We start from the raw sequence: 12,539 nt of genomic DNA on the forward strand, positions 1-12,539 counted from the left end.
CGCGCGTCGTCACCCTTCTCTGTCGCGGCGTGCGGGTTGACGTCGGAGATGACGCGGAAACGGCGCGACCACCGGGCGAGGAACGAATCCTCTCCCGGCGGCCGCGCCTGGGTCGCTTACTCGAACGGGTCGAAGTAGGCCACCGTCGCTGCGTCCATGTTGCTGTCGAGCCCTTCCGGTCCGTACGGGATGGTGCTGACGCCGGTGACGAACACGCGTCGCGAACCATCGGCCGTCTGGTCGACAGCCACGCCGTTCGCCCCGTCGCCGGCTCCCGCCGCGTCGTACCCCGCCGACCAGATCTGCTCGCCGGTGCCCATGTCGTACGCGATCGTGAGGTAGTCCCAGCCCGTGTCGACGTTCGCGGACTCGCCGGTGACCACGGCGCGCGTGCCGTCCTCGGTCAGCGCGACGTCCCAGGCGATGTCCGTCCCGTGGGCGGTGCCGTCGTACCGCGCAGCCCACCGCTGCTCACCGCTGGCCACGTCGTAGGCGACCGTCGCGTAGTCCATGCTGGAACCGCCTTCCACGTTGCCGGCGACCACGACCGTGCTGCCGTCGGGGCTCAGGGCAAGTGACTGCGGCGTATCCGTGAGCGCCTCTCCGTACCCGAGGGCCCAGCGCTCTTCGCCGGTCGCCAGGTCATATGCCACGGTCTCCCAATCGTTCTGACGGTCGGTGTTGGCGACACCACCCGCGACGATCACGGTGTCACCGGTGATTGCGATGTTCTCCGCGATGTCGACCATGCCCTCGGAGCCGTTCCGCAGGACATCCCACAGTTGCTCGCCGGTGGCGGCATCGTAGGCGACGGTGCCCCAGTCGGTGAGACCGGTGTTCTCACCCTGGCTCTGCCCGGTGATCACGACCGTCGAACCGTCGTCGCTCACCGCGATGCCACGCGCGTCGTCCGTGCCGCTCACCGGGTCGTCGTACCGCGCGACCCATCGCTGCTCACCGGTCGCGGCGTCGTAGGCCACGGTGGCGTAGTCGAGCTGCGACTCGCCCACGTTCTGGTACCCGGTGACGTAGACGGTCGCGCCGTCCGGACTGACGACCAGGTCGTTGAGCGAGTCGTAGGCCGCGCCCGGACCATCGAGACGAGCCTCCCATCGCCGCTCACCCGTTGCCCCGTCGTAGGCCGCGGTCAGGTAGTCGGCACCGCTGGTTCCGGCGACGTACAGCGTCTCGCCGTCGGGGCTCATCCCGAAGCCGGTCGGCTCGTCGCCACCGCCGTTGCCGGTCGCATCCCACTGCTCCTCCCAGAGCACGTCACCGGTCTCGGGGTCGTACGCTGCTGTCAGGAAGTCGGCCACGAGCGCGCCTGCCGACGGGGGCCGGGCGAACCCGCTCATGTAGACCCGGTGACCGTCGGGGTGAAGGAGCACCTCGCTGCCGACATCCGTCGAGTTCCCCCACTGCCCGCCGGCGCCGTCGTAGCGAGCGGACCAGTCCTCGTCACCCGGCTGCTTCGCCCGCAGCACGATCGGCGACCTCACGGTGTGGCTGCCGTCGGTCCAGGAGAGCTGCCCTGCGAGGTAGTCGAAGACCGCGGTCTCTTCGCCGGCCGTGAAGGTGACGGCGTACGACGCGGTCTCGCCCGGCGCGATGGTGAGAGTGCTCGGCTCGACGCTGGCAGCCACTCCGGCGAGGCCGGTGACCGACGCCGTGTAGGTCGCGGCCCGGTCGTCGACGTTGGTCACCGTGCGGGTGACGGTCTGGGTGCCGTCGAGGAGACCGATGCCGATCGACGGTGTGTTGAGGTCGCTCGGGTCCAGCGAGCGCCCGTCCGCCTCGAGGCCGTCACAGGTGTCGGCCGGCACATTGCGGGTCGAACCGCACAGGAACGCCAGCCAGTCGTCGACACCGCTCTCGTAGACCAGGCCGGGATCCGCTGCGCTGGTCGGCTGCACGTGTCCGGCACCCTGCTTGAAGATGAGGTTGGGATCGCTGGAGGACTCGCCGTCCAGGACGTCCGACCCGGTGGTCATCAGCGCCGACTTGATCGCCATCGGAGACCAATCGGGGTGCAGGTCCTGCAGCAACGCGGCCAGTCCCGTGACGTGCGGCGCCGCCATCGACGTGCCGCTCATCAGATTGAAGTCCATCCCGCCCTGACCGGGAGGCGCCACGGCGGCCAGGATGTCCTGTCCCGGTGCGATCACGTCCGGCTTCAGCACGTCGCCGTTGCCGGCGACGAGCGGGCCGCGAGAAGAGAACCCGGCCGTGTAGGGCGCGGCACCCCCGTTCGCGATGACGGCCTTCTCGATGCTCGCGGTCGCTCCGGCGGACGCCGCGTAGGCGCTGATCGCACTCGCGTCGGTATCTTGCAGATGCACGGTGGGCACCGAGTGGAAGTCGGCGTTGAGGGAGTTCTCGAACGCGTTCACGAAGATCATGCCGATGCCACCCGCTTCCGCGACCGCGCGTGAAGAGTCCACGCGGGCGATGTCGCCGCCGCGCTCGCAGAGCACGATCTTGCCGGTGACCTTGGCGGGGTCCAGGCCGGGCTTGCCGTTGTTGGCGCTCGCCGGATAGCAGCGCACCGCGGAGACAGCCGAGGCACCGGCGGCGCGCGCGGCGGCTCCGGTGATCAGCGGGGCGGGGCCGACCGCCGCGCTGCTGAGCGAGACGCCCGCATAGCGCGCGCCGTTGCCCAGCACCACGGCGCCCGTCGTCGTACGGTCGTGGGTGCCGGCGGCGACGGTGGTGAGCCAGGGCCCGGGGTGGGCGACCGTGGCCCCATCAGGGCCGTCGTTGCCGGCGGATGCCGACACGAAGATCCCGGCGGCCGCGGCATTCAGGAACGCCGCCTCCGTGGGCTCGAGGAAGTCCGTGCTGGATCCCGACACCGAGTAGTTGATGACATCGACGCCGTCGGCGACGGCCTTGTCGATGGCGGCCACCATGTCGGAGGTGTAGCCGTTCGCGGTGGAGCCGTCCTCGACCGACCACAGCGCCTTGTACGACGCGATCCGGGCGCGAGGTGCGATGCCGGAGATCTCACCGAACGGGTCGGCAGGCCCGGTCACGTCGATGCCGTGGTTGCCGCCGGCGGTCGACGCGGTGTGCGTGCCGTGACCGTTGTAGTCGCGAGGTGAGAGGAACTCCCATGGCAGCTGCTGCGCAACACCTTCGTTCCCGCCCCAGGCAGCATTGAAGTACTGCGCCGTGACCAGCTTGTTGTTGCAGAGGTTGGCGTCCCACGAGTCGTCACCGACGGTCTCAGCCGACGCGCAGGTGCCGCGGAAGCCCTCCGGCTTGCCCTGATAGGCGAGCTTGTTCGACCCGTCGCGGTCCGAGAAGCTGCCGACCTCGGGCCAGATGCCGCTGTCGATGACGCCGATGACGATGTCCTCACCCGCTCCGGGCGACTTTTTCCCGCCCGTGGGACCACCGAGCCGGCCCCACAGGCCGTCCTCGCCGTCCAGTCCGAGGAAGTTCGGCGTCGACGACGTGTCCGCCTCGACGGCCTCATCCGGATGCACCGCCACCACGTCGGGCTGCGCCTCGAGTTCAGCAGCCTGTGCGGGGGTGAGCTCGGCCGCGAAGCCGTTGAAGCTGTAGACGTAGCTGTACGAGGGCGCGCTCCCCTTCACCTTCGCCAGGGCGGCTCGCTGCTGCCCCTTGAGGTGGGTGCTGTACGCCTCCACCGCGGCGTCGGCAGGATCCATCTTGGAGCCGCCGCGGGGTTTCGTCGCCTTCAGTCCATCCACGCCGCCGTCGTAGGCGACGACCGGCGCGAGTTCCATCTGGACCACATACGTCTGGGGCTCACCCGCTTCCGGGGTGGCGGCCTGCGAATCCTCTGCGCGGGTCACCTCCATGCCGCCGCGGGCCTCGCCGCCGTCTTCCACGGGAGCCGCGGTGAAGACGCCGCCCGGCGCCGCGGGAACGGTCGCAGCGAACGCGCCGGCCGGTGCCGCCGTGGCTGCGAGCGCCACGGCGGTTGCCAGCGCGATCGTCACTCGCGGCGGGGTGAATCGCCGCTGTCGTTGTCTCAGATATCTGGTCACAGTCTCTCCTCGCGCGCGGATGATTCGATTCACACGTTGCGTTGCAGGTTACGGACGGGTGAATGGCGCCGGCATCCGTGACCTACACTGACTTTTGCTCGCGCCCCACCCGAGGGAGTGGCAGTCATGCCTCAGCAATCCGCTCCACCCGCAGGCGGGGTGTCGCCCGTGCTGGTCGGTCGTCACGCCGAATTCACCGCGCTGACGGCTGCAGTTTCGGCTCCTCCCGCCCTGATCGTCATCCAGGGTGAAGCCGGCATCGGCAAGAGCCGGCTGGTCCGTGAACTCCTCACCGCCGTGTCGGGCACCTCCGCGGTGCTGGTCGGTCATTGTCAGCAGCTTCACGACCCGTTTCCGTTGGGGCCGGTGCTCGACGCGTTCCAGCACCATGGCGACCTCATCGAGATCGAGGGGCTGAGCCCGGTCGTCGGGAGCCTCGCTCCGCTGGTGCCGGAGATCGCCGATCGCCTGCCGGTGCAGCCGGAGCGACCGGCGGATCAGCGGGAGGCACGGCATCAGATCTTCCGTGCGGCCACGGAGCTGCTCGAGCATGTGTCGCCCGCGGTCCTGGTGCTCGAGGATCTGCACTGGGCCGACAACGTCACCTTCGACTTCCTCACGTATCTCATCGCGCACCAGCCCGCGAAGCTCGCCGTCATCGTCACGAGTCGCATAGATCTCGGAACCACTCCCGTCGGTGAGGCGTTCGCCCGGGCGCCCGCCGGCCGCACTCGGAGCGTTCGGCTCGCGCCGCTCGACGTCGCCGAAGTGGGCGAGCTCTCCCGCCATCTGCTGGGCATCGACGTGCCGGATCCGATCGCGACCGGCCTGTACGACGTCACCGGCGGTGTGCCCTTCGTCGTCGAAGAGGTCCTCCGGACACTGCTGGCGCGCCTCCCCGCCGCGGAGATCCCGAGTCACCCGGACGCGCTCGCCGCGTTGTCGGTCTCCACGGCGCTCCGCGATGTCGTCGTGCAGCGGCTGACCACCCTCGACGCGACAGCCCGGGAAGTGATCGATGCGGCAGCCGTGATCGATCTCGCCATCGATCCCGTCCTCCTCGTCGAGATCACCGAGTACGACGCCCGTCAGGTGGCGACCGCGCTCACGGCGGCGCACGCGGCGGGGCTCCTGCACGATCACGAGGGGCGCATCCGCTTCCGCCACGTACTCGCCCAGCAGATCGTCTACGAGGCGACGCCTCTGCCCACCCGCCAGTGGTGGCACGCCCGGGTCGCGCTGGTGCTCGAGGAGCGGAACGATCCGATGCTCTCGGCGAGGATCGCGCACCACTACCAGCGCGCCGGCCGGGTCAGGGAGTTCGTGCAGTGGGCAGAGGCCGCAGCCGACGAGGCGGTGCGCCACGGGAACGAGGCTGCGGCGGCCGAGTTCCTGCGCGAGGCCACCGCGGACATGGCCGCCCTCTCGCTCGACGACCGCGTGCGCATCGCGACGAAGCTCGGGCGGGTGTCGGTCGACGGGCTGGCTCACGCCGAAGCCGCCCCGATCCTGACCCGGCTGCTGGACAGCCAGCAGCTGACGCAGGCGGCTCGAGGCGAGCTCCGCTTCGCCCTCGGCAGGCTGTACCGCCAGCAGGGCTTCGCACGCGACGGCTACGGCGAGATCGAGCGCGCGGTCGATGACCTCTACGAGCGGCCCGACCTCCAGGCGCGCGCGCTGGCGGTGCTCGCGGCTCCGGAGACCGTCGTCGATGTGCCGCTCGAGGTGCATCTCGCCCGCTCCGTTCAGGCCGAACAGGCGGCGAGGCGAGCCGGATCGCCGGATGTCGAGCTCGGGGTGCGGATCGCTCGGGCATCGCTTCTCCTGGAGCAGGGCGATCCGTATGCGTGGCAGCTCATCGACTCCGCCCGTCACGACTCCGTCCTCCTCACCCAGCCGCGGGAGCACGCCCGAGCTGCGATCAACTGGGCTCAGGGCGCGCTCCACATCGGATACGTGAGCCGCGCCGACGAGCTGCTGAGCGAGGGGCGGTCGATCGCGGAGCGTTCGGGCTCACCGCGGCTGCTCGAGGTGTACGAACTCGTCGGCGCCATGGTGGACCATGCCGCCGGCCGGTGGGACGGTCTTGCGGAACGCGCGCACGACTTGGCCTCGCGCGTGTTCGGCTTCGGCGCCGCATCCTTCGAAGCCGAGTACCTGAATTGCCTCATGCTCGGCTCTCTCGGCAGCACCGTGGAGGCGGCCGAGCGTCTGACAGAGCTCATCCGCGAGTGCGAGAGGGTGGGCGCCGCGTGGCCGTTGATCCCCGCGCGCGCAGCACTCGCCCGGCTTCGGCTGATCCTCGGCGATGCGCGCGGCGGCTTCGACGAGTCCACGGCCGCTCTCGAACAGATCCAGCGCAAGGGAATGTGGACCTGGGCGGCTGATGCCCTCATCTCCCTGGTGGATGCCGCCTCCGCGCTGGGCAGAACTGACGACGTGCGTCCCCGGGTGACGGCGATCGGCGTGCACGTCCGTCAGGTCGAAGCCCCGGCCATCTCCGTGGCGGTGACCATGTGCGAAGCCCTCATCGCGCAGGTCGACGGCGACGGCGAGGCTGCAGAGCAGCTGATGTCCCGCGCGCGGTCCATGGCGCAGGCGGCAGGCCTGGTTCAGCCGGCCGCGCAGACGACCGAGCGGCTGGGCGACTGGCGCTGCGCCCGTGGTGCAGCCGACGGGCCGAGCCTGCTCGTCGAGGCGCTGACCGCGTACGGCCGCCTGTCGGCACGGCAGGACATCGCCAGAGTCACCCGGACGATGCGCCGGCACGGGGTTCCCGTCCCGTACCCGTGGCGCGGCGGGCGCCCCGCGCACGGCAACGATCTGTCCCGACGCGAGCGCGAGGTGGTCGGACGAGCGGCCGCCGGACGGACGAATCGCGAGATCGCCGCCGAGATGTTCCTGTCGCAGCGCACGGTCGAGAGTCACATGTCGAACGCATTACGCAAGCTCGGGCTGCGCTCCCGCGACGAGCTCGATGCCGGCCTTCTCGAGGCTGACCCGCACGGCTGACATGCGAACGCGGGTGACTCGCCCTCAATCCTTCGACGGCCCGAGGTGCGGGGCTCAATCCTCGGCAGCGCTCCCGGACACTGCACCGGTGCCGACCGACTCCGGCAGCTCCCCCGGACGGAACTTCGGCAGCCGGCTGGCCGGCACGATCGCGAGGGCGCTCACACCCGAGAGGATCAGCAGTCCGATCTTGAGCGCACTCAAGCGCGCTTCCTCGTTGAGGGCCACGGCGGCGTCGACCTGCTCTGCGGTCGCGTCCGTCTGCTCGGTGAGCGTCGCCTCGAGGCGATCGTTGCTGACGAAGTTCACGCTGTCGAGGTCGACCTGAGAGACGAGCTCGGGCGGCAGCTCCGGGTGCTCGACGAGCGATGAGACCACGTTGAGGCTCAGGATGCCGACCAGCAGGGCACCCGAGACCGCCGTTCCGACCGCCGAGGCGAGATTCTGCGTCGTCCCGCGCACCGACCCCACATCGCCGGCCAGTTCCTTGGGCGAGGCGGTGACGAGCACGTTGAAGACGAGGGTCACGAGTGCCCCCTGCCCGACGCCGAAGACGAACAGCCCGAGGATCGTCGGGAGCGTCTCCCAGTTGTTGGTGACGACAATCGACAGCCAGATCAGGGCGATCGTGGTGAGTCCGAACGAGAACATCCCGATCGTCCGCGGCGTGAAACGCCGGTAGAAGCGCACCACCAGCATGGCGGTGAAGAACACCGTCAGGTTGAAGGGCAGCATGGCGAGCGAGGTGTCGAACGGCGTCCTGCCCTGGACGATCTGGATGTACAGCGGGATCGTGAAGTTGAGTGCCGCCTCCAGGCTCACCACGATGAACATCGCGTAGACGGCGGCCCGCTCACGCGACGATCCGAAGACCGAGAGGCTCACGAGCGGGACCTTCCCGGCCTTCGTGCGACGCCGCGTCCACAGGAAGAACAGCTGGACGAGCACCACGCCGATGAGGATCAGCACGGGCGCCGGCGAGACGCCGGCGATGTCGAACGGGGCGGCCGGGCGCGCGAGCAGGAGCCCCCAGTTGTTGAGGTTGTTGACACCGAGAGTGAGCGAGATGATGCCTAGGCCGATCAGCACCGCGGCGATGACGTCGATCTTGATCGCCGGGTTGCCCGGCAGTCCGCGCAACCAGAAGCTCAGCACGAACACCGCGACCGCGAGCAGCAGCACCACGATGAACACCTGCCGCCACCCCACGAGCGTCGCCAGCGTGCCTCCGATGAGGAAGGCGCTGACGCCGGCCAGCGCACGCGCCGAGCCGAGGGAGCCGATCGCCGTCTCCTGCTGACCGCCGCGATAGTTCTCGGCGATGAGGGCCACCAGCGAGGGCACGATGATCGCGGCTGACGCACCGGCGAGCGCCTGGGCGAAGATCACGTAGCCGACCGAGGGGCCGAAGATCATGACGAGCGCCGAGACGGCGAAGAGGGCGACGACGATGCGGAAGACGGTCACCCAGCCCACGCGCTGGCCGATCTTCGCACCCACCATGACGAGAGCCGCGACGACGAGCCCGTAGGTCACGATCGCGGTGCTCACATCGGTGGGCGGCACGCCGAACGTCTCGACCATGCCTCCGAGTGAGACAGGGAGCGCCGCGACGTTGTACGACATCAGGATCTGGGCGAGGAAGAGTCCGATCATCGGCACCCAGGAGGCCCGAGCGGTGTTCACCGTGACGTTCTGCGGAGTGGTCATGTCGAAGATCCTCCTGAGAAGTGCGAGCTCGAGGCGAAGATGTTCAGGCCGAGGGCACGAGACAGGTAGGCCGTGGCCACCTGACCGCGAACACTGTTTCCGGCGGAGTCGAGCGGCGGCGAGTAGGTCCCGATGCCCACCTTGCCGGGCGCGACGGTGACCAGTCCGCCCGCGACGCCGGACTTGCCCGGCAGTCCGATCTCGAAGAGCCACTCGCCCGACCGCTCGTAGAGGCCGGTGGCCGCGAGCACGGCGAGCAGGTCTCGGCAGACTGCGGCGGACACCACGCGGTCGCCGGTGAGCGGATTGACGCCCCCGTCAGCGAGTGTGGCGCCCATCACGGCGAGGTCGCGCGCGTCGACGAGCAGGGAGCATTGCCTGGTATAGACATCGACGACCTCGAGCGGGTCCACCCGGATGCGGCCGTAGCTCTCGAGCAGTTGTGCGATCGCTCGATTGCGGTGGTTGGTCTCCGCCTCCGACCGGTAGACGGCCTCGTCGACGACCAGCTCGCGACCCGCGAATTGCGAGAGACCGGACCGCACCGCTTCCCACTTGTCTTCCGGGGTCTCGCCGGGTACGAGTGCCGTCGTCGCCAGAGCGCCGGCGTTCACCATCGGGTTCATGGGGTGACCGTCGTTGAGCTCGATCGCGACGACCGAGTTGAACGGCAGTCCGGTGTTGTTGACGCCGATCACGTCGAAGGCCTTCTCGTGTCCGAGCGCATCGCAGACGAGGGCGTAGACGAATGCCTTCGATATCGACTGGATCGAGAACGGGACGCGGGTCTCACCGATCTCGTGGAGCCCGCCGTCGACATCGGCGACACACACCCCGAACGTCTCGGGGTCCGCCTCGGCGAGGATCGGGATGTAGTCGGCGACGACACCCTCCCGGTGGGAACTGGCCCGCTTGTGCGCGGCGACGACGAGCTCGTCTATGCGATCGCGGGGTGGCAGGGCACCGGTCGCAGCGTGCTGCTCGACATCCGCCACATCCAGTTCGCTCTCCCGCACAGAGCCCACAGTAGGGGTCCGCCGTGGCCACGGGGACGAGCACGGCTCCCGGCGAGTCGAGCGACGGCGACGGCCCCCCGGCATCCGTGCACGTCAGACCCCCACGTCGCCCAGGGCGACGGGGAGCTCCCGCGCCAGCTCCCTCGCGAGGAACCCCAGTCCCAGGCGCGCGCCCAGCAGCCGTCCCGCGCGTGCGTGGGTCCACGCGGCCCAGACCGCGGCCCTCGACGGCTCCAGCCCTCGGGCGGCGAAGCCGACGATCGCGCCGGCGAGCACGTCGCCGCTCCCCGATGTCGCCAGCCCGGCGTCGCCCTCGTCGACGCGCCACGTGCGGCCGTCGTCATCCGCGACCACGCCGTAGCAGTTCGCCACCGCGTCGAAACGGCGCGCGATCTCGCGCACGTCGTCTTCGTGGTCGTCAAGGTCGCGTCCCAGCAGGATGCCGGCCTCCTCCTTGTTCGGATTGAGGATGAGCTGCTCCGGCAGAGCGCTCCGATCCACGTCGCCCAGCACGCCGAGGGCGAATGCATCGAGCACGAGAAGCTGAGGACCGACCGCGGCGACGGCAAGCAGCGTGGCGCGAGTCTCGGCCGCGTCGGAGAATCCAGGTCCCACGAGGACGGCATCCGCTGACTGGATCTGCTCCCGCAATTCGCCGCCGAGAGCATCGTCCGCGTCGTCCGGGAGGGCGAGGATGCCTGCCTCGGGAAGCGCGATGCCGACGTGGGCATCGATGGACTGCGGCACCGCGAGCGCCACACGTCCGGCCCCGACGCGAAGTGCGGCCTCGCCCGCCAGGAGCACGGCGCCCGGCGATGTGCGTGAGCCGCCGACCACGACGACGTCTCCGCGCGACTTCTTGGAGTCGCCGGGATCGGGCAGACCCCAGCCGCGGAGGAGCGATTCGGTGACGCGCTCAGGCCGGCTCGACATCGGGGCTCCCTGGGTGGGCGGTGACATCCGCGCCGTCGCGCTGGAGGTGCGCCACGTCGGAGAACTCGACGAGCTCCCAGCCGCGGTCGCTGCGGACCAGGTGGGTGACCGACGCGTTGAGCACGGTGTGGTCGCGGGCGAACGCCAGCAGCTCGTCTTCACGAAGCGGCAGCAGCACGTACAGCAGCAGCATCACCACCGCGTCGTGCGCCACCATCATGGCGCTCTCGCCGGGACCCTCGAGCGCCTCGCGCAGGAAGGAGCGCAGCCGCAGGGCGACGTCGGCCCATGACTCCCCTCCGGGCGGGCGGTGGTAGAACTTGCCGAGGTGCTTGCGCCGCGCCATCTCTTCGGGGTGACGCCGCGCCACACCCGTCCAGGTGAGCAGATCCAGGATGCCGAGCTCGCGGTCGCGCAGCCGCTCGTCGACGAACACCCTCGCCTCGCCTGCGGAGCCGCCGAGGGCGAGTTCCAACGTCTCGCGCGCACGCAGATACGGCGACGCCCAGTAGGTGTCGATCGTCGCGCGCCGGCTATCCAGCCAGTCGCCCAGCGCCGCCGCCTGCTCGCGGCCGGTGTCGGAGAGCGGAACGTCGGCATCGCGCTCATCGAGGGGAATGACCTCGAGTCCTTCGACCTCGGACCTCGTCGCGGCGACGTTGCCGATGCTCTCCCCGTGCCGGACCAACCAGAGTTCTCTGAGCGCCATCACCTCAGGCTAGGGAGAACGCCCGCCGGAGGCACCCGGTTGACACGGGCGACTCCGCCCCGCCTACCACCACCAGGAACGCCCGTTCAGCATGTCACCGAAGTCCTCGGGCGACCCGCGCCCCGTATCCCGCGAGCCCAGATAGCTGTCCACGACGGCCCGCCCGAGGTCGTCGAGCTCCGGCGCGACGACCTGCCCACCGGCCCGCCGAGCGAGGGCGTCGATGAAGCGCGCGAGGCCGGGGTCCTCGCCGAGGCGGAAGAACGTCGTCTGGGCTCCGAGCCGTTGCACGGTGTCGAGCTCGCGCACCGTGGCCGCCACCGTCCGCGCATCCGGAGGATAGGCGAAGTGCGCGTGGCCATCGGGGCGCAGGTAGGCGGTCGGCTCGCCGTCGGTCACGATGAGCAGCACGGGCTGAGCCGTCGGGTTGCGACGGAAGTGCCGCTGGGCGAGCAGCAGCGCGTGCTGCAGGTTCGTGCCCTTGTCCCAGACGGAGTCCTTGGCCGTCAGCTGCTCGATGTCGATCACCTCGGCGTGGCGGGCGAACGCGATCAGCTGGAGGTTGTCGCCGCGGAATCGCGTCGAGATGAGGTGATGCAGGGCGAGCGCGGTGCGCTTCATGGGAACCCAGCGGCCGTCGAGCGCCATCGAGAACGACGTGTCGACGAGGAGGGCGACGGCGGCCTGCGTGCGCTGCTCCGTCTCGACGACCTCGACGTCGCGGGTGTCGAGGCGCACCCCGGCCGAGACGTCGCCGCCGTCGAGCACGGTCCTCAGCACGGCGTTCGAGACGGTGCGGGGGATGTCCCACGGCTCGGTGTCGCCGAACGCCCACTCGCGCGTCGAGCCGGTGCGGTCGCCGGCGGCACCGGCGTTGCGCGTCTCGCGGCGGCCCGTGCGACCCGACTGCCGCGTCGCGATGTCGCGCAGGAGCGCCCGCCCCAGTTGCCGCATCGCCCGCGGGGTGAGCCGGAGCTGCCCGTCGGACGCGCGCTGCAGCATCCCGGTGTCCCTCAGCTCCTGCTCGAGCTCGCGCAGGGTGCGGGCGCTGACCGCGGCATCCTCGCCCACCAGCCGCTCGAGCGCGTCGAGGTCGATGTCGTCCATCCGTGCGCCCGGGTACGTCTGGCCGAGCTGATCGGT

General features: G+C 70.1%; 7 protein-coding genes. 1 reads left to right on the plus strand and 6 read right to left on the minus strand.

From position 1 onward, the window contains the following. Positions 1-116: 116 nt before the first annotated feature. Positions 117-4,016, minus strand: a complete 3,900-nt coding sequence (locus B1729_RS20880; protein ID WP_163632644.1) for a S8 family serine peptidase — start codon at positions 4,014-4,016, stop codon at positions 117-119. Positions 4,017-4,142: 126 nt separating this feature from the next. Here B1729_RS20880 and B1729_RS10515 point away from each other — a divergent pair, with 126 nt between their 5' ends. Next, complete coding sequence (locus tag B1729_RS10515) at positions 4,143-7,028, plus strand: LuxR family transcriptional regulator (protein ID WP_163632646.1); 2,886 nt, start codon at positions 4,143-4,145, stop codon at positions 7,026-7,028. Between the two features lie 54 nt (positions 7,029-7,082). Here the strand turns inward: B1729_RS10515 and B1729_RS10520 are convergent, their stop codons facing one another. The 5 genes from B1729_RS10520 to B1729_RS10540 all read right to left on the minus strand — a co-directional run. Beyond that, entirely contained in the window at positions 7,083-8,738 is a 1,656-nt protein-coding gene (locus B1729_RS10520; RefSeq protein WP_239539592.1) for an MFS transporter, read from the minus strand. Then, positions 8,735-9,754, minus strand: coding sequence for a glutaminase A (glsA, locus tag B1729_RS10525; RefSeq protein ID WP_239539593.1), 1,020 nt, complete (start codon positions 9,752-9,754; stop codon positions 8,735-8,737). Before glsA ends, B1729_RS10520 begins: the two co-directional genes overlap by 4 nt. Before the next feature lie 93 nt (positions 9,755-9,847). Then, on the minus strand, positions 9,848-10,687 hold the full coding sequence (locus tag B1729_RS10530) for an ADP/ATP-dependent (S)-NAD(P)H-hydrate dehydratase (protein ID WP_163618071.1): 840 nt from the start codon (positions 10,685-10,687) through the stop codon (positions 9,848-9,850). Beyond that, positions 10,671-11,396 carry a histidine phosphatase family protein gene (locus B1729_RS10535; protein ID WP_163618072.1) on the minus strand — a complete coding sequence of 242 codons (726 nt, stop codon included), beginning with the start codon at positions 11,394-11,396 and terminating at the stop codon, positions 10,671-10,673. Before B1729_RS10535 ends, B1729_RS10530 begins: the two co-directional genes overlap by 17 nt. A 63-nt stretch (positions 11,397-11,459) precedes the next feature. Next, a partial coding sequence (locus tag B1729_RS10540) for a VWA domain-containing protein (protein ID WP_163632650.1) occupies positions 11,460-12,539 on the minus strand: 1,080 nt, incomplete at its 5' end.

This window comes from Microbacterium sp. B35-04 (assembly GCF_010634885.1).
Classification (GTDB): domain Bacteria; phylum Actinomycetota; class Actinomycetes; order Actinomycetales; family Microbacteriaceae; genus Microbacterium.